The sequence below is a fragment of the Melghirimyces profundicolus genome (genome assembly GCF_003054245.1).
GTDB classification, from domain to species: Bacteria; Bacillota; Bacilli; order Thermoactinomycetales; family DSM-45169; genus Melghirimyces; species Melghirimyces profundicolus.
This window is the reverse complement of sequence record NZ_QBKR01000001.1, coordinates 263,443-283,202: the sequence shown is the minus strand read 5'-3', so window position 1 is coordinate 283,202 and position 19,760 is coordinate 263,443. Positions and strand designations below refer to the sequence as shown.

Annotated in this window: 24 protein-coding genes and 4 tRNA genes; 6 read left to right on the top strand and 22 right to left on the bottom strand. The window is 52.5% G+C overall.

Features of this window, described 5'->3' with window-relative positions:
- Positions 1-186: 186 nt before the first annotated feature.
- The 6 genes from C8P63_RS01385 to C8P63_RS01365 form a co-directional block, all read right to left on the bottom strand.
- A tRNA-Val gene (locus C8P63_RS01385) sits at positions 187-261 on the bottom strand.
- A 19-nt stretch (positions 262-280) separates the two neighbouring features.
- Positions 281-356 (bottom strand) — tRNA-Ile (locus tag C8P63_RS01380).
- A gap of 8 nt (positions 357-364) precedes the next feature.
- Positions 365-441 (bottom strand) — tRNA-Asp (locus tag C8P63_RS01375).
- Positions 442-446: 5 nt separating this feature from the next.
- Positions 447-522 (bottom strand) — tRNA-Met (locus C8P63_RS01370).
- Between the two features lie 94 nt (positions 523-616).
- Positions 617-793 carry a hypothetical protein gene (locus tag C8P63_RS18865; protein WP_170109429.1) on the bottom strand — a complete coding sequence of 59 codons (177 nt, stop codon included), beginning with the start codon at positions 791-793 and terminating at the stop codon, positions 617-619.
- A gap of 317 nt (positions 794-1,110) precedes the next feature.
- The gene (locus C8P63_RS01365; RefSeq protein ID WP_108021525.1) at positions 1,111-1,653 is read right to left on the bottom strand and encodes a phosphatidylglycerophosphatase A family protein; all 543 of its coding nucleotides are present in this window, start codon (positions 1,651-1,653) and stop codon (positions 1,111-1,113) included.
- A gap of 251 nt (positions 1,654-1,904) precedes the next feature.
- Between C8P63_RS01365 and C8P63_RS01360 the strand changes: the two genes are divergently transcribed.
- Together C8P63_RS01360 and C8P63_RS01355 are read left to right on the top strand one after the other, a co-directional pair.
- Positions 1,905-2,414: a YjcG family protein gene (locus C8P63_RS01360; protein ID WP_108021524.1), complete on the top strand. Its 510-nt coding sequence runs from the start codon at positions 1,905-1,907 to the stop codon at positions 2,412-2,414.
- 29 nt (positions 2,415-2,443) lie between these two features.
- Positions 2,444-2,881, top strand: coding sequence for a GNAT family N-acetyltransferase (locus tag C8P63_RS01355; protein ID WP_245920617.1), 438 nt, complete (start codon positions 2,444-2,446; stop codon positions 2,879-2,881).
- A 12-nt stretch (positions 2,882-2,893) separates the two neighbouring features.
- On the opposite strand, the gene C8P63_RS01350 is transcribed toward C8P63_RS01355, so the two are convergent.
- Entirely contained in the window at positions 2,894-3,727 is an 834-nt protein-coding gene (locus C8P63_RS01350; protein ID WP_108021522.1) for a PHP domain-containing protein, read from the bottom strand.
- Between the two features lie 18 nt (positions 3,728-3,745).
- Positions 3,746-4,429: a hypothetical protein gene (locus C8P63_RS01345; RefSeq protein ID WP_108021521.1), complete on the bottom strand. Its 684-nt coding sequence runs from the start codon at positions 4,427-4,429 to the stop codon at positions 3,746-3,748.
- Positions 4,430-4,823: 394 nt separating this feature from the next.
- Between C8P63_RS01345 and C8P63_RS01340 the strand changes: the two genes are divergently transcribed.
- Positions 4,824-5,156 (top strand): hypothetical protein, encoded by a 333-nt coding sequence (locus tag C8P63_RS01340; RefSeq protein WP_108021520.1) that lies wholly within the window; start codon positions 4,824-4,826, stop codon positions 5,154-5,156.
- An 87-nt stretch (positions 5,157-5,243) separates the two neighbouring features.
- Here the strand turns inward: C8P63_RS01340 and C8P63_RS01335 are convergent, their stop codons facing one another.
- Entirely contained in the window at positions 5,244-5,468 is a 225-nt protein-coding gene (locus C8P63_RS01335) for a hypothetical protein (protein WP_108021519.1), read from the bottom strand.
- 61 nt (positions 5,469-5,529) lie between these two features.
- Entirely contained in the window at positions 5,530-6,045 is a 516-nt protein-coding gene (locus C8P63_RS01330) for an AAA family ATPase (RefSeq protein WP_108021518.1), read from the bottom strand.
- A gap of 120 nt (positions 6,046-6,165) precedes the next feature.
- Here C8P63_RS01330 and C8P63_RS01325 point away from each other — a divergent pair, with 120 nt between their 5' ends.
- The gene (locus C8P63_RS01325) at positions 6,166-7,521 is read left to right on the top strand and encodes a sodium-dependent transporter (protein ID WP_245920616.1); all 1,356 of its coding nucleotides are present in this window, start codon (positions 6,166-6,168) and stop codon (positions 7,519-7,521) included.
- A gap of 45 nt (positions 7,522-7,566) precedes the next feature.
- Here the strand turns inward: C8P63_RS01325 and C8P63_RS01320 are convergent, their stop codons facing one another.
- From C8P63_RS01320 to C8P63_RS19685, 4 genes are all read right to left on the bottom strand, one after another.
- Complete coding sequence (locus C8P63_RS01320; protein ID WP_245920615.1) at positions 7,567-9,057, bottom strand: SEC-C metal-binding domain-containing protein; 1,491 nt, start codon at positions 9,055-9,057, stop codon at positions 7,567-7,569.
- 169 nt (positions 9,058-9,226) lie between these two features.
- On the bottom strand, positions 9,227-10,234 hold the full coding sequence (locus C8P63_RS01315) for a resuscitation-promoting factor (RefSeq protein ID WP_108021516.1): 1,008 nt from the start codon (positions 10,232-10,234) through the stop codon (positions 9,227-9,229).
- Between the two features lie 593 nt (positions 10,235-10,827).
- On the bottom strand, positions 10,828-11,943 hold the full coding sequence (locus C8P63_RS01310) for a VanW family protein (protein ID WP_108021515.1): 1,116 nt from the start codon (positions 11,941-11,943) through the stop codon (positions 10,828-10,830).
- 69 nt (positions 11,944-12,012) lie between these two features.
- Positions 12,013-12,285: a DUF1294 domain-containing protein gene (locus C8P63_RS19685; RefSeq protein ID WP_108021514.1), complete on the bottom strand. Its 273-nt coding sequence runs from the start codon at positions 12,283-12,285 to the stop codon at positions 12,013-12,015.
- Between the two features lie 278 nt (positions 12,286-12,563).
- On the opposite strand from C8P63_RS19685, the gene C8P63_RS01300 reads away from it, so the two are divergent.
- Together C8P63_RS01300 and C8P63_RS01295 are read left to right on the top strand one after the other, a co-directional pair.
- Positions 12,564-13,886, top strand: coding sequence for a cytochrome ubiquinol oxidase subunit I (locus tag C8P63_RS01300; RefSeq protein WP_108021513.1), 1,323 nt, complete (start codon positions 12,564-12,566; stop codon positions 13,884-13,886).
- Positions 13,887-13,902: 16 nt separating this feature from the next.
- Entirely contained in the window at positions 13,903-14,913 is a 1,011-nt protein-coding gene (locus tag C8P63_RS01295) for a cytochrome d ubiquinol oxidase subunit II (RefSeq protein ID WP_108021512.1), read from the top strand.
- A gap of 15 nt (positions 14,914-14,928) precedes the next feature.
- Here the strand turns inward: C8P63_RS01295 and C8P63_RS01290 are convergent, their stop codons facing one another.
- From C8P63_RS01290 to C8P63_RS01260, 8 genes are all read right to left on the bottom strand, one after another.
- Positions 14,929-15,660 (bottom strand): gamma-glutamyl-gamma-aminobutyrate hydrolase family protein, encoded by a 732-nt coding sequence (locus tag C8P63_RS01290; protein WP_108021578.1) that lies wholly within the window; start codon positions 15,658-15,660, stop codon positions 14,929-14,931.
- A 171-nt stretch (positions 15,661-15,831) separates the two neighbouring features.
- Positions 15,832-16,059, bottom strand: coding sequence for a DUF378 domain-containing protein (locus C8P63_RS01285; RefSeq protein ID WP_108021511.1), 228 nt, complete (start codon positions 16,057-16,059; stop codon positions 15,832-15,834).
- Between the two features lie 182 nt (positions 16,060-16,241).
- A complete protein-coding gene (gene ispG, locus C8P63_RS01280) occupies positions 16,242-17,345 on the bottom strand; it encodes a flavodoxin-dependent (E)-4-hydroxy-3-methylbut-2-enyl-diphosphate synthase (RefSeq protein WP_108021577.1) in 1,104 nt (367 codons plus the stop codon).
- Between the two features lie 134 nt (positions 17,346-17,479).
- Positions 17,480-17,749 carry a YkuS family protein gene (locus tag C8P63_RS01275; protein WP_108021510.1) on the bottom strand — a complete coding sequence of 90 codons (270 nt, stop codon included), beginning with the start codon at positions 17,747-17,749 and terminating at the stop codon, positions 17,480-17,482.
- Between the two features lie 24 nt (positions 17,750-17,773).
- Positions 17,774-17,920, bottom strand: a complete 147-nt coding sequence (locus C8P63_RS18860; protein WP_170109428.1) for a hypothetical protein — start codon at positions 17,918-17,920, stop codon at positions 17,774-17,776.
- Entirely contained in the window at positions 17,917-18,123 is a 207-nt protein-coding gene (locus C8P63_RS01270; RefSeq protein ID WP_245920614.1) for a YqzE family protein, read from the bottom strand. The genes C8P63_RS18860 and C8P63_RS01270 overlap by 4 nt, the downstream gene beginning before the upstream one ends.
- A gap of 42 nt (positions 18,124-18,165) precedes the next feature.
- Positions 18,166-18,693: a shikimate kinase gene (locus C8P63_RS01265; protein ID WP_245920613.1), complete on the bottom strand. Its 528-nt coding sequence runs from the start codon at positions 18,691-18,693 to the stop codon at positions 18,166-18,168.
- A 495-nt stretch (positions 18,694-19,188) separates the two neighbouring features.
- Positions 19,189-19,674 (bottom strand): Rok-like winged helix domain-containing protein, encoded by a 486-nt coding sequence (locus C8P63_RS01260; RefSeq protein WP_108021507.1) that lies wholly within the window; start codon positions 19,672-19,674, stop codon positions 19,189-19,191.
- Positions 19,675-19,760: the final 86 nt, after the last annotated feature.

Genomic DNA, 19,760 nt, shown 5'->3' with positions numbered 1-19,760 from the left:
CTCCGCTTGCCTGTTTTTATCCTAACAAAGGGTTTTAAAAGAGGATTAAACGAATGGTTAACCTTCGATGGAGCTCATTGACACGGCCCACCGAGGAAAAAGAGCAGGCTTTCCCGATTTCTTTCTCTTCCTCGAGGGAGAGAAAAATCTTTTTTAAAAATCAAAAACCCGCTTTGAAAGCGGGTATGGTGGGCAGTACTGGGATCGAACCAGTGACCTCTACCGTGTCAAGGTAGCGCTCTCCCCCTGAGCTAACTGCCCAAAGCAAGGGGGCTTTTACTGGTGGGCCCAACAGGACTCGAACCTGTGACCGATCGGTTATGAGCCGACTGCTCTACCAACTGAGCTATAGGCCCTGAGATGATGGCGGAGCTGACGGGACTCGAACCCGCGACCTCCGGCGTGACAGGCCGGCGTGAACTCCAACTTCACCACAGCTCCATATTTGGTTGCGGGGGCAGGATTTGAACCTGCGACCTTCGGGTTATGAGCCCGACGAGCTACCGACTGCTCCACCCCGCGGCAGCGACATTTAATAATATACATGATTTCCTCGTCGGATGCAAGAGGTTATCCTAATTTTTTTCCGCATTTTTTATTGATCCCGACTGCCCGCTTAAGTAAGCTTCCAAATGTAACGGACACCATAACGACCTTTTTTGGACTGAAACACTTCCACCTCGGCAGGGCTTTCATACCCGTAAACCCACCAGTCTTCCTGCATCCTCGAGGCAAGACACCGTGCCTGAAAACGCGTGTCGTACAACTTGGCCCAATAAATCCAGCAAGACATCGGTCGACCTCCTTTTAAAACGTCTCCCGGCCTTCCTTTTGACGGGTGAAGAAATCCTGTATGATGGTTATTGTGCCAGTAAACAGGGGGGTTCATGCCCCAAGGGGACATCCGTACATTTTGAAGTGCGGCCTATACTTCCTTTTCCCTCCCCACATAAAATGTATCAACAATCGGATTTCGATTGTTCCCAACCATCTGACCTGCCATGGACAGATGTTCCCTCCTCTACTTCGGGCTGAAACAGCCCTTTTTTCTTGCAAAAAAAGCGGGATCCGTCCCTGAGGAACGGAACCCGCTTTTGAACCCGCAACGGTTTACCCGGCAAACGGATCCTGCACCTTTGGAGATGGGGACTCCGATTCTTCTTCATCCCGGATCCGGTGGGCCAGACGGCTGGAAGCCGATGCCGCAATACTGGCTACGAGATCGTCCAAAAAGGTGTGGACGGGGCCGTCGTCCTTTGTGTCCAGTTTTTTGATCAGTCCGATCTTGTTTTTATCCAGATAACCGAAGGTTGTAACGGCGATGCTCCCATAGCCGAATACCGATCCGAGTGCAAGTGTTTCATCGCATCCGAACAGGCCTTCATCCTGTCGCACCAAGGATTGAAGCGGTTCGGACAGCGCATTTTTCTCCGCAAGCAGATCCAGCTCCACCCCCACAAGGATGGCATGCTGAATTTCTCTCTTTTCCAGTACGGCGATAACACTCTCCACACAGCTTTCCATCGTCAGTGTCTCGCTGTAGGGGGCCTGCATTCGATAAACGATCTCAGCGATGCCCTCCACGGTGACGCCGCGATCCTGCAATCGCTTTAAAGCGGCGCTTTTCACCTCTCTGCTGTGAACACGTCTCATTCCGGGTTCCTCCCTCCCGCCTTTGACAAGGCATAATTTCATCTTATCACAATTTTTAAGCACCCACATCTCTGACGGGAGCCTGTGCCCCCGCTTTATCGGTTCACCGATAGCGGGTATAATGATGGAAGAAGCCTTCGACGTCCGAAGGGTCCATCCTGCCTGACGGAATATTGCTTCCACTTCATTACGGTCTCACCGGTCCGATGTTTGCATGTATCAGTACAGACCGTCCCCAAGGAGGGAACAAGATGAAATACGGTGTGGCAACCTTTCCGGAAAAAAAAATTCAGGATTTCGCAAATTCCTATCGTAAACGGTATGACCCCCATTATGCTTTGATTCCGCCCCACATCACGTTGAAAGAAGCTTTTGAGATGGATGAAGAGATGCTTCCCAAAGCAGTGGAACACCTGGATCAGGTGGCCCTTAACACATCCCCCTTTACGGTCCATCTCCCCAAAATCAGTACCTTTCATCCCACCAACAACGTCATTTACATCGCGGTGGAGGAATCCGAAGCGGTAAAAAAGCTCCATGAGAAAATCAATTCCGATGTCCTTTACCATGAAAGCGCGTATAATTACATCCCTCATATCACGATCGGGCAACAAATGTCCGACGACGAATTGCACGATGTCTACGGGAGCCTGCGGATGCTGAAAATGGAGTCCAAAACCCGGATCGACCGCTTTCATTTGATGTATCAATTGGAAAATGGGTCCTGGACCATTTATCAAACTTTCCTTCTCCGGGGTTGAACCTGGACAGGGAATCAGGAGGGGTAATGTTGAGCCTTCGGATTCAACCCGTCTCGGATCAAGGCCAACTGGATCTGGTCTTCGCCATCCGTCACGAAGTTTTTGTGGAAGAGCAGAACGTTCCTGCCTCCCTGGAAATCGATGAATGGGACCAAACCGCCGTGCATTTCCTCGCTGTTCAGGACGGGCAACCGGTGGGAACCGCCCGGTTGCGATGGGTATCAGACGATACCGGAAAAGTGGAGCGGGTGGCCGTTCTGAAACGTCTCCGCGGAACCGGCTTGGGTCAGGCGATCATGAAATCCATCGAAGAGTACGCGAATAAGCAGGGAGCGAAAGAGCTCAAACTGCACGCCCAAACCCATGCCCTCCCTTTCTACCGGAAGCTGGGTTATGAAGTGCAGGGAGAGCCTTTCATGGATGCAGGGATTGAACATATAGAAATGAAAAAGCCGATCCCCGGTTAAGGATCGGCTTTTTCATTTCCCGACGGAGCGGGCCAGGGCTCGGACCGTTTCCCGGTCGACGGTGCAGGTTCCCAAGGGAGCATGATACATGGAACCGTGGCGTTCCCCGTGGAAATCCGACCCTCCGGTGGTCAGCAACCCAAAACGCCGGGCCATCTCCCGGTAACGGGACCTCATGGAATCGTCATGATCCGGATGGTCCACTTCGATCCCGGAGAGCCCGTTTTGTGCCAGACGAAGAACCAACTCATCATCATCGTAAAGACCCGGATGGGCCAGAACCGGCACGCCCCCGGAATCCCGGATCAACCGCACCGCCTCTTCCGGGTGGATCCGGGGCGTGGTGACGTAAGCGGCTCCATCCTTTCCAAGATAGCGGTCAAAGGCTTCGTTCATGGATCCCACCACGCCTTTTTCCACCAGCACCTCGGCAATGTGCGGTCGTCCGATATTGGTCTTCCGGCCCTTTTTTTTGGCCCGGACTTCCTCCATGGTGATGGATATTCCCAGTTCACCCAGTTTTTTGAGAAGCATTTCATTGCGCCGCTCCCGGGCTTCCCGTTGCTCCTTCAATTTCTCCCGGAATATGACATCGGAAGGATTGACGTAATATCCCAACACGTGAATGTCCTGTCCCCTGGCCACCGTACTGATTTCCACGCCGGGTATCACTTCAACCCCCAGCTCTTCCCCCCTTTTTTTCGCTTCTTTCACCCCGGCCGTCGTATCGTGGTCCGTGATCGCCAAACCGCGAAGTCCCTTTTTCCTGGCCATGGTGACCACGGCTTCGGGTGTGAACATTCCGTCGGAAGCCGTGGTATGCACATGCAGATCCAACCGTTCCAAAAATCTTCTCCCTTTCCGTTATGAATTCTTCGTGTCTGACCAACGGATCAAACCGATCCCCCACTGCTGCATGAACATCCTCCAGGGAAGAGGCGATGGCTGGCCCCTCTGTTCTTTCTCCTGCCGGTAAACGGATTCCAGCCATTCTTCCATCCACTCCTTCTGCACGGGAGTGACGGGCACTGCCGGTCCCAGCGGAGTGTATTGAACCCCCACTTTGACCGGCCGCAGAAAGTACAAGCCACTGGCTGACGGCGAAGAACCCGCTCCCAACACCTTATCCCCCTTCTCTCCCTTGCGGAAGGCTTCCCGGACCACCCTCATCCGCCGATCGGATTCCTCCAGTCGATACACCGAAAAATAGGAAGCCAGGAGGGCGGCCATGAGCTGTAAATCCTTGTCACTCAGACGGGAGCGGTATTTTTCCATGTACCGATCCAGGTGCCGAGCCCCTTGGATGTTCAGGTAATCCAAAGCATACCATATCTGAAACCATTCGTCCTTCCGTTCCTTCCGTCCGGGGGGAAGAACCCCCGTCAGGGAGGAGAAGAGGTGCCGGGCACGAACTTTCTCCCGGAGGTTGGTTTCAGATTCGACATATCGAAACAACTGCCGGATCAGGCGGTGGAACGCCCGGAATTGTTCTTTTTGCCAGCGGGTTCTTCGCCGGGAAAAATCAATGATGCTGTCTTCCTTCTCCATCTCATTTCTCTCCCGTATCTGATTTGATTTCCGTTCATACAATCACCCGATTGGTCATAGGATAAAAATACCCTTTATTTTACGAATAGTCGATTATATTAACATGATTAGGCGATGTCAAGATAGGGTAAAGGGTTTACAAGCATCTTATAAAGGGTTTCTTTTTGAGGATTAAAGTCAGGAACCCGAAGGCCAAGCACCTCAAGGATGCCCGAAGGAACTGCTTGTGGTGCACTTCCTTCGGGCTTCGGTTGAATGCTCGGCTCACTTTTTCACCATACTTCCAAGGAAGCAAGAGGGTGGCGTTAGCCACAAAAAAGGGGAGGTTATCGCCCCCAGCCCATTTCCTCCCTGTTGCTGAAGGCAAGGCTATCCATATGGAGGGGTTCATTGAATGAAAAGAATCAAGGGATTGGTCTACGACCGGGAGAGAATCGACCGCTTTTTCCGTTCCAGGGGGTTTGTCTGCGGAAACAAAACCCCTCCGGTGTATGAGCTTCGGATCCGGGACCACATATCCGGCCAGGAATACTGTCTTCGAATTCCCACCCAGGAAAACAACGATTACCTTCGATTGTGCAAGCCTGTGATCGACCGGAAAAATTCCGGCCCGGACCAACGGGAACATCAATCCATCCCCGGACACATTAAAGAAGCAGCGGATCACAAACTCGCGGAGATCTTCTCCTACCTTGACTCTGAGGCCCCATCCCCGAACAAAAACTGAAATTTCACCGGGACCGTTGGCGGTCCCTTTTTTACGGCTAAAAGACGGGCGCCCCCAACCCGGGGGCACCCGCCACACTCAACATCTTCAGGTGCGCTTTTTGACCTCTTTTTTCACATCGCGGCCAAGCTCCTTGGCTTTTTCGGGAGATTTCTCACGACGGGCTTCCTCCACGCCCACTTCGGAAGCCACTTCGTTCATCAACTCCCGGATCTTGCGATCGTCGGAAGTACCGTCCAGTTTTCCGCGGGCATTCATATCAGCCGCACGGTTGGACTCTTCGTTCTTTTTGGTGTTAAAGAAGCGAAACAATCCAAACGCCCCCTTTGGAAATGGTTGAGTGCATGTTTATTATCACTCGAAAGCCGTGATTTTATGTTCCCCGGATGGTGACCCTCGCCTTCGGCAATGTATGTTCGTCCAGGAAATATAAGTGATCGAACCCTTCCTCCCGGACTGTCTTTTTGGTCTTTTGAAGGGATTGATGAAACGCCCGGATGACATCGGGATCCACTTGACGGTTTCGGCGTCGGTTTTGTTCCAGACAGGTTTCAAGGGGAATGTCCAGAAGAATGATCCCGGTGCTGAATCCGTACTCTTCCGCCAACCTTTGGTATTGAGAGCGGACGTTGCGGGTGAGTGAAGTGGTATCGATCACCGTCAGTTTCCCCAACCCCATTCGAAGGCGGGCGATATGGCGGACCAGTGAAAACGTCTCTTCGTGAACGGACATATCTTCCATGTCATCGCACACCATGGCCCGGCATTCGTCGGAGGAAATCACCTGGGTCGGAAGAAAGTGGCGTTTGGTAAAGGTGGATTTGCCGCAACCGGGAGCGGAGCACATCAAAATTAAAGTCTGTTCGGGAAAAATAAGTTCGGCAGCCAATACCGCACCCCTCCGTGCCAGGATTAGCCATAGGATTTGTTGTTTGTCCTGCTCTCATACTGTGTTACACTGAAGTTTAAAATCGATAAAATGTCTTTCCCGAGCAGGAGGTTGAAAGATTTGACAAACGATTCGCGGGAACAATGGACCAGTAAATTCGGATTCATTCTCGCCTCCATCGGCTCTGCCGTCGGCCTGGGCAGCATTTGGCGCTTTCCATTTGTCACAGGCGAAAACGGCGGTGGTTCTTTCGTCTTGATTTACTTGCTCTGTGTGCTTTTTCTCGGCCTGCCCGTCCTTCTTTCCGAAATTGTTCTGGGAAGAAGCACACAGCGGAATCCGGTGGGAGCTCTCCGGCTCCAGGGTCCCGGCACCTTCTGGTTCTTGGGAGGGTATATCGGAATCCTGGCCACAGGGATCATTCTGGCTTTCTACAGCACCGTCGGCGGCTGGACACTCTTCTACACCTGGCAATCCATTCTCGGAAACCTCGGAGGTCTGTCCATCGGAGAAGCGGAGACCCGATTCACCGCTTTCATCTCGGATCCCGTCATCCCCGTTCTCTGGCAAGCGCTGTTCATGATCCTGACCATGGGAATCTGTCTTTTCGGGCTGCAAAACGGGATTGAACGGACCAACAAATTTTTGATGCCGATGTTGGGAATCCTGCTGTCGATTCTGGTGATTCGTTCGATCACCCTTCCCGGGGCCATGGAAGGGGTTCGATTCATCCTGTATCCCGATTGGTCCGATGTTTCATTCACCACCATTTTTGAAGCTTTGGGTATGGCGTTTTTCTCCTTGTCCGTTGGGGCAGGCACCATGATCACTTACGGCAGTTACCTTTCGAAAAAAGAAAGTATCCCCAGTGCCGTCGGCAACGTTGTGGTCTTTTCCACACTGGTCTCTTTGGCGGCCGGACTGGCCATCTTTCCCGCTGTGTTCTCCTTGGGTTATGAACCCAGTGCCGGACCGCCCCTGGTTTTCATTACACTTACGGCGGTATTTGCCCAAATGCCGGCAGGGGGCCTGTTTGCTGTCCTTTTCTTTTTCCTTTTGAGCATGGCGGCCCTGACCTCCTCCATTTCCCTCTTGGAAGTGCCGCTCCGCTACTTTGAAGATGAACACAATCTCAGCCGGCAAAAGGGAACGATCCTGATCGGCGGTCTGATTTTCCTTCTGGGAATCGCCTCCACCCTTTCCTTCAGCACATGGTCCCATGTCAAAGGAATCGCCGGACTGCCGATCTTCGAATCGATGGATTTCGTGGCATCCAATGTCCTTCTTCCTTTAGGAGGGCTGGTCATTATTATCTTTTCCGCATGGAAATGGGGAATGCACCAGGTCCTTGAAGCCTTACGGGGCGAAGACGGAAACAGGCTTGCCGGAGAAGGCTTCTGGGGGTTTGTCGCCCGTTGGATCACGCCGGTGCTGATCCTCGCCGTATTTGTCTTCCAGGTCCTGTCCAACTTATGAACAGATCGAACCCCCGGGTGCAAGTCACCCGGGGATTCATTTCATTCATACCGGTTGTTCCTCCATGATTTCCAAACTGGGATAAACCGCTTCGACTCCAATTAGCCGGGCTCCCCTCAGCGTGACGGAAAAAGTTCCGTTCACCCAGAACCGACTGTCCGTCCAGGCGGGGGGCAGGCCCCGCACATTCACCTGAAGGGGGACCCACTGACCGCCGGCCTCCAGGCTGACCCCGGCTGCGGAAACCGCCAATTTGAAGGTCCCTTCCACAGTGGGGGACTCGCTTTCCATCGACGATTCATTTTCACGAAACCACCGTGCCGCTTCGAAGGACAGGGGGAGCATACGGATGCATTCTTTGTACACCGGAACAAAGTCCGGATAGATATCGCAGATGGCTTCTTCCCGGATCCACCGGAACAGCTCCTTTGACGTATTGAGAAAAATCCGCGACTTCACCGGCCCCCCCTTCCCGCTGTCCACATACCAAACCCCGAAATAATGGGAAAGCACTCGTTCGTTCAGAAGAGACCAAGTAAAGCCTTTTCCGAAATAACCGGCGATGTATTCCTTCAAAAGAGCCAATGATTCCCTGTACAACTCCCGGGTCTTGGTTTGAAACCGCGCCACGTGTTTTTCCAGAAACAAATTCAACTGCTGCCCGACCACCTCGGGGAGGACAGCCTCTTCTTCCGGTACCCTCGGAATCCGGAACAAACCCGTCCCGGCAGCGATCACCGGCGTTTCTTCTTCTCCGGGGGAGGCCGGCTCTGATTCGCTGAGCATTTCAGGGCCCGTCTCTTCCGTCAACTTTTCCGCCTGTTCCCTCTCCCGAGCCCGTTCCATCAACCATCCAAGCACCTGCAACCCGTTTTGTTGCCAGTATTCACGCTTCAGATTTCCCTCTTTTTGCACCTGATTTTTTAAATACATCAGGATCTCCCCCCTCATCTCAACCCCAAAAGATGTATAAGGGCCAAACAGCTCATAACCATTCACCAAACGGGAGAGGCGCGCAATCATCAACATTCCTTTTTGAATGGGCTCACTCAGCTTGACAGGAAACTCACGGTCTTCCGTCAATGAGCGAAGGCGAATCTCATCTCCCTGTATATCGGTTACTTCATAGCAACCCAAATGGACTCCGGACAGTTCATCCATCAACCTTTCCACATCGGACGATCGTTTTCGCACCCGCTTCCGCCAGAAATCAACCGGACGTTGCCCACAGTAACAAGGAGCATCAAACAACAACCAAAAACGATACGTATATGCAAAACTGGACGGGATTGGCTTGTCCACCGGAAGATGAAGAAACTCCTTGAATCGGATCGACCATTCCTCATCGATTTCCCTGGTACAAACCCGTTCAAACCAATCGTTCAGCTCGGTGACCAGACGGGATTTGATTTTTCGCTCCCGCTCCTCCCGCGCTTGTTCGGCGGATTGGATGGCCACCACCCGTTCACAGCATTTTTTATATTTTTTTCCACTCCCGCAGGGACAGGGATCGTTTCGACCGGCTGTGGCAGGCATTATCGACACATCCTGTATGAGAGTCCTTTTTTGTAGTATATATGAATTCCCCGCCGCATTACAAAAATATTTGGAAAAGACTGATGCATTTTCCTCTAAACCATCCAATTTCATCTTAAATAGAAGACCCCTGCAGTGTAAAGTACCGCAGGGGTGATTCTCCAAAACTCTATTCGAGAATGTAAACCGTCACATTCCGGCGACCCCATTGGATCGCCTCTTCCTCGGATTCGAAGAAAAGGTCGATGATATTTCCGTTCACCGCGCCACCCGTATCTTCCGCCACACCGCGGCCGTAGCCGGGTATGTACATTTCCGTGCCGAGGGGGATCACGTCAGGATCGACGGCGACCGTTCCCCGGTGAGGGGTCGTGCCGGTCGCGGTTTTGTTCCCGGTATGGGTGTATCCCGTCGCTTCCGCCTGCATGGTTTTTTTGTATTTCAAGCCGGCGATCCGGGAACCGGAAGAGAGTTGGGTGTCTTCCTTCGCGGAAGCTTCCACCGCTTCTCCCGAGCCCACTTTCACGATCTGGGCCACCGGTTTGATTTCGTCGATTTTCTTTTGATCCGTGACCATGGTTTTCCCGTTTTTGTACAGAGCCGTCACCTGGTAGATGACTTTTCCTTTTTTCCCTTCCCGTTCGACTTTCTTTTCCCCTTTGGGAATGTCCGGGTCTTCTTTTTTCTCAACGGGAAAGTCGGTCAATTGAACTTTCTTCTGAACCCGCTTTTCGATCTTGTCGACCACAATGGTCATACCATTTTCAATCTTCTGATCCAAGGTGGCATTCATCTCATCGTTTTTATCCACTTCCACCTTTTGTTCCTTGAGGAACTTCCCGACTGTGGGTTGGAGGGTCTTCATTTTTTCCGGTTCTTTTCCCCCGACTTTCAGGGAAACCGTGCAGTTGCAGGCAAGGTTGATCCTGGCATCTTCACGGATGGGTTGATCCCAGGGGATACTGGGTTTATACTGTTTTTTCAACTCCTGAATATCATAACCTTCCTCCGTCATTGCCTGTTCCAGCGTTCCGTTGAAGACGTTCGTTTCGACGGTTTTATCTTTATCGCTGAATGTAACGGTGACCTCTTTGTTCATCATGGCATAACCGACAACGGTGCCGGATAACAGCAGGACGGTGGCAACCCCCAGTATGATGATCAGGGTTTTTTTCATCCAATACCTCCTTTTTCCCACTGGGTAAAAAGACGGTTATATTATAGCAAAGTACCGGAAAATGTCTATGAAAAATTTTCATTAGAAAATGAGGAAAGAAGTGTGCGATCCGTTCAAATCCCTGCGGTCACAAGGTTGACAAGGGTTGAATGGACTGAAAATATCCGGAATTTTCCGCCTTTGTTCATGATATGGGATCGACTAGATCATTATTAAAACCCTCTATAAGCGTTGTGATTTATTGTCCAGGCTCAGAAAAAGGGAAGCGTTTACCCGAAATAGCGGCTTTGCTGTCCTGCCCAGCGGAGAATCAGCCTGCAAGGGCGTTGGGGGCAAAAGCTTCTCTGTGTTGCATCCGCAGGCGTTTGCCCCTGCCCGCAGCCGGATGATTCGGAGCGGACAGTGCAACCATCCCTGCAGGGACAGCATAGCGAGACCGGGGAGTGAAGCGACCCAGGCGAGACTTGTGCTCTGTGAGTGCATAGCGAGACCGGGGAGCGCAAGCGACCCAGGCGAGACTTGTGCTCTGTGAGTGCAACCGGAGCGGCTTCGGGTAAATGCCGCCGCTCACTTTTTCACAAACCCTCTATGGTTCACAGCAAAGGAGAGCGGGTTTCAACCTGCTCTCCTGTCGGGTTCCGATGACTCCCGGCTCCTTGGATGCGGTCGGACGGCAGCGGTTCGTTTCGGTAGAGCTTTGCGTCCTCGTCGATGGGATGCTTCTTTTCCGGAGACGGAACGCTTTCCGATTCGGGCAATGTTTTGGGAGCTTCCTTGGTCTTTTTCGGCTGATGGACCGTGTTGGGAGAACCGAAGACCTCCACCGTCAATGCACCGTTTTTGGCCGTGGCCGACAGCAGGATGGGGCGGTTCAACTGGTTTTGAAATTGAAAGTCCGGTCCGCCCCATGAAACCGTGGCATCCCGTCCGACCGGAACGTAAGTCACCCGTTTGCTGTGGCTGACACGCTGGATAATGCGCAAACCCGCACGTTCCACACTGTTGAACAGGGTGGAGGAGGTTTGGCAGATTCCGCCCCCGATTCCTTCGGTGTACTCCCCCTGAACGATCACTTTTGCCGGGCGATACCCCCGGGCAGTGGTGCGAATCCCCACTGTCCGGTTAAAAGAAAAAATTTCTCCCACCGGAACCACCTGGTGATCAATCGCTTTGACGGAGAGTTTGATATTATGCGTACGGTTCCAGTTGTTGGGATTGTACACCGTCGTGTACGACCCCAGCCTCTTCTCCTTGATCCTTTTCAGTATGCCGGTCGTAATTCGGGGTTTCCAAACCTGCACCGGCACCTCGAGGGGTCGGTTGACATAGTTGTGAATCCCGTCAAGCCAACGATCCACAACCGCCCGATCCACTTTAAGACCGTCTTTATGGGGGACGAGTTTCCGATCCTCGAACCGGGCGGAACGCGGCTTACGGTTGATTTCCTTTTCCACCCCGGCAAACCAGTCGTAAAAAGCTCCCCGGTCCAAGGTGGTGGGATCAATTCCGTCAAACCCCACCTGTGAGAGGTCCAACTCCCACTCCCTCCCGTCGTGACGAAGAATCAACCGGGAATCCTCCGATTGAACCTCTTTCGCTTCCTCCGGACGGGAAGCGGGTCCGGCATCTTCCCGGGAGCGGGGAGGCGATCCGGGTGTGCATCCCAGTACAAACAGAAGGAACGTCAAAAAACAGACAATGGCTTTCAACCACTCACCTCCTCTCGGTTCCTATTCTTCTCAGGGAACGGAGAGGAAACGCTGGCAACTTCAGGACATTTAACCCGCCAGATAACGGTAAACCGCCGCCACCGTCAGGAGATTGAAAAGAAACAGGGCCGGAACGCCGTAACGGAAAGCGGGATGCATCGTCTTGTGACGGAAACGCCTCATACCGCCGAAAAGCCCGGCTGCACCCCCCAAGAATCCGCAGAACAAAAGCGTCCTTTCCGCGATTCGCCACTCCCCCCTTCTCGCCCGGGATTTATCCAGTCCCATCAACACAAAGGAAATACCATTGATCCATAATAAATAAATCCAAAGGCTCGTCATAAATACAGATTAGCGGATCGGAACCGGGATCGCCATACGTCTTCTTTCCGATTTTTCTTCCAGAGAATCACTTTGTTAACTAATGAACAATATTCTCTCTCCTGTCCACCGGCAGACAAAAACGCGAATACCTTCATTTACATTTATGTGAAAAAATGTTGTTCAATTTTTTACGACGATGTGTTCTTTTCGTGAACATCTCAGTTTGTGTATTTTTTCACAATCAAATCCGGGGTATGATAGCTCTGAGAGACGATACTTGGGAGGGGGAAAACAAGATGGATCCCACCATTCTGAGCCGAATCCTGACAGCAGAGACGTTGGCCTTCCATATTATCTGGGCCACCATCGGAGTCGGTGTGCCTGTCTTCATTTCGTTAGCGGAAGCTTGGGGAATTTATAAAAAGGATCCCCATTATATCCTGATGGCCCGACGCTGGACCCGCGGATTTGTGATCACCGTGGCTGTGGGCGTCGTCACCGGGACCTCCATCGGATTGATGTTGAGCCTCTTGTGGCCCCGCTTTATGCAATTGGCGGGAAACGTGATCAGCCTGCCGCTTTTTTTGGAAACTTTCGCCTTTTTCTTTGAGGCCATTTTCCTCGGCATCTATCTGTATACCTGGGACCGGTTTAAAAAACCGGTCATCCACTGGCTGACCTCCATCCCGATCATCATCGGATCCTCTTTGTCCGCAGTGTTTATCACCACGGTCAATGCATTTATGAACACCCCCGCCGGATTTCGGCTGGAAAACGGGGAACTGACGGATATCCGTCCGCTCGAGGCCATGTTCAACCCGGCCACCCCGTCCAAAGTGGCCCATGTCCTCTCATCCTCTTATGTTACTTGTGCCTTTCTTCTGGGTGGAATTGCCGCATACTTTCTGTTAAAAGGACGAAACCTGGAATACCACAAAAAAGCACTGAAAATGACGATGGTCGCGGGGCTGGTCCTGGCCGTCGCCACCGCCGTCGCCGGGGATCTTTCGGGCAAGTTCCTGGCCAAACACGTCCCGGAAAAACTGGCGGCTGCCGAATGGCATTTTGAAACCCGGCGGGAAGCGCCTTTGATCCTGGGAGGCTATCTGGACGAAAACAACGAAGTCCGGGGAGCCGTGAAGATTCCGTGGGCGCTGAGCATCCTGGGGAAAGGGTCTCCGGATGGTGAGATCATCGGCCTGAACGAATTTCCCGAAGAAGAGCGCCCGCCGCTCTACCTTCATTATCTGTTTGACGGCATGGTCTTGATCGGAACCTACCTGATCCTGATCTCCGCTTTGTTCCTCTATGCATGGTGGAGAAAGAAGAACCCCTGGAACCGCTGGCTTCTCAGAGGGATTGTATGGGGCGCACCCCTTTCCTTTCTCGCCATCGAATTGGGGTGGATGTACGCGGAAGTCGGTCGGCAGCCCTGGATTATCCGGGGGGTGATGCGGGTGGAGGATGCCGCCACCACCGCCGATCACGTGGGGCTTCTGCTGATGGTGTTCTCCCTCTTGTACGTGGCGTTGGCCGTGATTGCCGTTTCGGTTCTCATCCGCCTTTTCCGCCACAAGGGTCCGGAAAAGGAGATGGAAGAGCGGAGGATCATCCTGTGAAGGAGGGGGCCTGACCATGGAAATGGAACTGATCGCGATCACGATCCTCTGGACCTTTCTGTACGGTTATCTGATTGTCGCCTCCATCGATTTCGGAGCCGGGTTTTTCTCCTATTACAGCATGCTTACCGGAAAGGAACACACCATCAACCAAGTGATCAACCGGTATCTCTCCCCGGTGTGGGAAGTGACCAATGTCTTCCTCGTCTTCTTCTTCGTGGGCATCGTCGGCTTTTTTCCCGATACCGCCTACTATTACGGCACCGCTCTCCTGTTGCCGGGAGGAGTGGCCTTGCTGCTGCTTTCGATCCGGGGATCCTTCTACGCCTTTGCCAATTATGGTGCCCGGAAAAGCCGCACGTACATGTTTCTCTACGGGATGACCGGACTGTTCATTCCCGCCTCGCTGTCCACGGTGCTGACGATTTCGGAAGGGGGGTTCATCCGCGAAGTGGAGGGGGATGTCGTTTTTCTTCCCTGGAACCTTCTGACGAGTTCCTACTCTTGGGCCGTCGTTTTTCTCGCCTTGGTCAGCGTCCTTTTCATCAGCGCCGCTTTCCTCACTTATTACGCTCACAAAGCGGAAGACGGGCCCGCATTCGAAGTGCTGCGCCAATACGCCCTTTTCTGGAGCGGTCCCACCATTCTGGCGAGCGTTTGGGTATTCATGGCCTTGTCCCGCCACAACATGACCCACTTTCAAAACATGTTGGATATCGCCTGGGCGTTTCTTTTGTCCCTGGCTTGTTTCCTTGGTGCCGTTTACCTGATCTGGTGGCGGAAAGGATTGGGCTGGGCGTTCATCCTGGTCATGTTGCAGTTCGCTTTTGCCTTCTTCGGTTACGGCAGCTCCCACTTGCCTTACCTTCTTTATCCCTATATCACGATCCAGTCCGGACTCACCCATTCCGACATGGGATGGGCATTGATCCTGTCTTTCATCGCGGGCTTTCTGCTCCTGGTGCCCTCCCTCTTTCTCCTGATGCGTCTCTTTCTCTTCAGCGCCCGCTATGTACGGGGGAAATAGGATTCACCGCACGGATCACCGTGCGGTTTTTCGTTTCAAGGCAGTCTGCTCGCACGCCTCCACGAAGGCACGGAAGATTCGGCGGGCAAAGTCGTCCTTTCGGTACAGATTTTCCGGGTGCCATTGTAAGCCCAATACGAACCTCTCCCCGTCCGCTTCGAAGGCTTCCACCACCCCGTCCGGGGCAGTGGCGGAAACGGTGTACCCCTCCGGGATGTTCCGTACGGCCTGATGGTGAAAACTGTTCACCCGGAGCCGGTTCGATCCGGCTATTTTCTCCAAAAGAGAACCCTTTTGAATGGTGATGCTGTGGGAAGGGTAGTCCCGGGGTCCCCGCTGCACATGCTGAATCAGCCCTTCCCGTTGGCTGAACAGATCCTGGTACATATCCCCCCCGAGGGCGATGCTGAGGATCTGACACCCTCTGCACAGAGCCAGGACGGGCTTTCCCGCTTCCACCATCTTTCTCGACAGGGCGATCTCCATCCGGTCCCGTTCCGGCTCCACTTCCCCCAGTCCGATCTGTGGTTCTTCCCCGAAAAGAGAAGGGTCGATATCGTCTCCCCCGGTCAAAAGCAGCCCATCCATCTGTTCCGCCATGCGGCGGATCACCTCCGGATCCCGGGTGTGGGGCAACAGGAAGGGCACCCCTCCGGCTTCCAGTACCGCGTCGCTGTTGTCCCTCTTCAGTGTAAAAAGATTTTCCTTCCGCCTTTTCGACAGAGTCACTCCAATGGCCGGTTTCATGGTATCCCCACCCTTTCTCCGTTTCTCCTTATTTTTATTCTTCCACCGTGCCCGTTGTCTCATTTTACCATGACCATACGTATGATCGTCTCCGAACAAAAAGAAAAACACCGGGCAACCTCTCTTGCGAAAGATTCCCGGCACTGTTTTTGCGATCTTTGTTTGCTTTTATCACTGGGTCTCGCGGGCGGGAACACGGTCATCGAACAAAAACCGAATGGCATAAATTCCGGCCAGTCCGACCAAGGCATAAATGAAGCGGCTGAAACCGGAAGATTCGCGGATCGCATCCCCGCCGAACAAGGCGGATACAAGGTCCCACTGGAACAGGCCGATCAAGAGCCAGTTCAAAGCTCCAACGATAACTAAGATCAAAGCGAGTCGCGATAAAGCGCTCACAGTATTCCCTCCTTCTCGTTGAATCGTTATTAGTATCACACAGCCGGATGGGTTCTATTCCATCTTTTTTCCGGTCCGTCCATACCGGTATCCTCATTTTGTCTGGAAAGATCCGTTTTTATAATCAGGGGACAAAAAATGCCGACCTGTTCGGTCGGCTGAAATTTCTATTTTGAATGTCGTCAGGCGTTCTGTTCTTCCCGTTCCTGTTTTTGGCGATACTCTTCGGCCAGTTTGTCGATTTCTTTTTTCAGTTCTTCCACCATTTGATCTTCGGGAACTTTGCGGATCGTTTTTCCGTGACGGAACAGCAGGCCTTCTCCCCGGCCTCCGGCGATCCCGATGTCCGCTTCTTTGGCTTCCCCGGGTCCGTTCACCGCGCAGCCCAGCACCGATACTTTGATCGGCGCTTTGATCTTGGAGATGTATTCTTCCACCTCGTTGGCGATCTTGATCAAATCGATTTCAATGCGGCCGCATGTGGGACAGGAAACCAGGGTGGCCGCATTGGCCGCAAGGCCAAAGCTCTTCAGCAGTTCGCGTGCCACTTTCACCTCTTCCACCGGATCGGCGCTCAGGCTGATGCGAATCGTGGAGCCGATGCCTTTGGAAAGGATCGCTCCCATTCCCGCTGAACTTTTGACCGTTCCGGAAAACAAGGTTCCGGACTCGGTGATCCCCAGGTGAAGGGGATATTTGATTTTCTCCGCCGCTTTGGTGTAGGCTTCGATGGCCAGCGGCACATCGGAGGCTTTCAGGGAAACCACAATGTCATGGAAATCGAGATCCTCCAAAATGCCGATGTGGTACAAGGCGCTCTCCACCATTCCATCGGCGGTGGGATAACCGTACTTCTCCAGAATCCGACGTTCCAGGGAACCGGCGTTCACCCCGATCCGTATCGGAATCCCGCGTTCTTTCGCCGCCTTCACCACCTCTTCCACTTTCTCTCTTTTCCCGATGTTACCGGGGTTGATCCGAATCTTGTCGATTCCGCCTTCGATCGCTTTCAAGGCCAGGCGGTAGTCAAAGTGAATGTCGGCCACCAGGGGAACGTTGACCTGCTTCTTGATTTCGGGGATTGATTCCGCCGCCCGCATGTCCGGACAAGCCACCCGGACGATTTGGCACCCCGCCTCTTCCAAGCGATTGATTTCCGCCACAGTGGCTTTTATGTCATGGGTCTTCGTCGTGGTCATGCTCTGAATCACAACTTGATCATTTCCGCCAATCTGGATGTTACCGACTTTCACCGGTCTTGTCTGAGTGCGATGGAACAATTGTATCGCCCCTTTTAATCCATAGAAACTCACACTTTATTTATTATATCTCATTTCGGATACGCAAAAAAGGAGCCAAATCTTCCTTCGGCTCCGGGAGAGTCAGATTTAACGACATCTTTATATTTCCGACCTTCCGTTCACTGCAGGTTTTGTTGGTTATTTTGCTGATTCATTCCGCGTTGGACTGCCTGGTACACCTCTTCCGGTGTCATTCCTTCCGCATTGATGACCTGCATTTCCCCGATGGTGTCCTGCATTCCCATCATGTCCTTGTCCCCGCCGGAAATAACGCAGCAGTCACAGTTTTGGGCGCTGCCCTCGTCCAGCTTGACCACCTGACACCCCTGGATTTGAAGATACTGGCTCACAGGTTGCAATCCGTCTTCCACAGCCACTCGAGCGTTCATTTGTTCCACCTTCTTTTCCCTGTTTTATTCGTCTTCTTTAATATAAGCGATCAATGCCACACGTCCGTTCAGCATCCCGTTCAGTTCCTGTTCGGCCTGGGTAATCCGTTGGATGATATCGTCCCGGTCCTTCAGGTTGACCAGTTTGTAGGATTGGCTTTCCTGCTTCATGTCGAATCTCCCCGTATCGTGCGGGGTTTTTTCTTTTCAACATACATCTTCATCCCGAAAGGGATGATGCCGAACCATCGGTAGATCCAGGGAAGGCGCTGATCACGCCGCATGATTCGCTGCTCCTTGCGCTGGTCCTTGGGAGTGTCCATGTATTTGACCATCTCCTGGACCAGAAACTTCAGGTAATCCTGTGTCGACACGGGTGTCACCTCCTGGTTCTAGCTTAACCAAGGAAAAGCGCTTTAAACCCCGGCGCTCCCCGTGACCTCTTTCCATTTCTCCAGAATCCGCTCCGTCACTTCCAAAGGGGCAAGATCGGTGGTGTCCAGATACAGATCGGCAAAATCGTAAGCTCCGGCTCTTTCCCGTTTCAGCTTCCTCACCCGCTCCCGCAAATCCCCGGCAAGAAGGGGACGGGAGGGATCATGATCGAGCCGTCTGATCAGTTCCTCCTCCGAGGCGTCCAGGGTGACCACCCAGCCGGCCTCCTTCATCCGCTTCACATTGGTGGGATCCAGCACGATCCCACCTCCTGTGGTGATGACCCCGGACTCTTTTTGGAGCCGCTCTTCCAGGATCCGTTTCTCCCACTCCCGAAAGAAGATCTCCCCTCTCTCCCGAAAGAGCTCCGGAATGGTTTTTCCCGTCTTTCGTTCCACTTCGGTATCCGTATCTGTCCAGGGCCGACCCAGCCGGTCGGCCAAAATCCGACCGACCGTACTCTTGCCGGTTCCCATAAATCCGATCAGGATCAGGTGCTGAGGTTGCAAATCCGCATCTCTCCCATGAATAAACGTTTCCGCCATTATACCACGGCACCGGGATGATTCAGCGGCTGGATTGCAACGCGGATTCGGCGGTTTCGGCAAACGACCGGAGGGGCGACGGATCGACAAATAAGCAATCGGGGCGGAGATCCGTTTTACGTCATCTGTGTTTACGATGAACGGCTTCTTCATTACTCTGCATACCCGGTTCCAATCCAGTGTTCGGAACAGCTCCCATTCCGTTCCGTAAGGATAAATTCAATCCCCCATTGAAGATGGTTAAACACGAAAAACCGCTGGAAACATCAAAAGCCGGACGCCCCGGTTTGGGTGCCCGATTTTCAAACAAAAGCTGCCGCAAGTTTACAGACGCCATGCGCACGCTGGTGACAATCATATCTCACTTTCAAGCAATCAGGCATCAATACTCACTTCTCAATACAAAAAATCCCCCGATAAAAAATATCAGGGGATTTTGTACTGTTGTGACGTTCCGTTTTATGAAGGATCGTAGGTGTAGCGGCCACGTCCCGTTTTTTTGATCACGGGACTGATCCTCTCGATTGTTTTCATCAAGATCGTGGGGTTCGCCCCCAAGTTCCCGCCTCGTTTCTTCACCTCTTCACGAAGCTCGGCCAAACGGAGTTCCCCCTGTTCCCGAAGACATTCAGCGACAATCTCGGCCGTTTGAATCGTTTTTTTATGAATTCCTTTTGTCCGACTGTAGTCAATAAGAGGAGGTTCCTCCTCTGTCTTCCCGACTGTGTCCTCATCGGTTTCTTCCACCAAGCCGCCCCTGTTCATATCCGTCTCGTCCGCCTCATCTGCAACTTTAAAAGCGCTTGTATCATTTTGCAGATAAAGTTGTAAACTCTGGCTGATCCCGGTGTTTAAGGCAGAAAGCAACAAGGCATTTTCCTCCCGGATGACCCTGCGAATCTTTTTCTCAATAAGCTCCTCCAATTGTTGTTGATTGAGTTCCATACATCTTATCCCCTTTTTTAAAAAGTTCTTTCCAAAGTATATTAAGATTATACAATCCGGTTGCGATTCTGTCTTATAAAATTAAT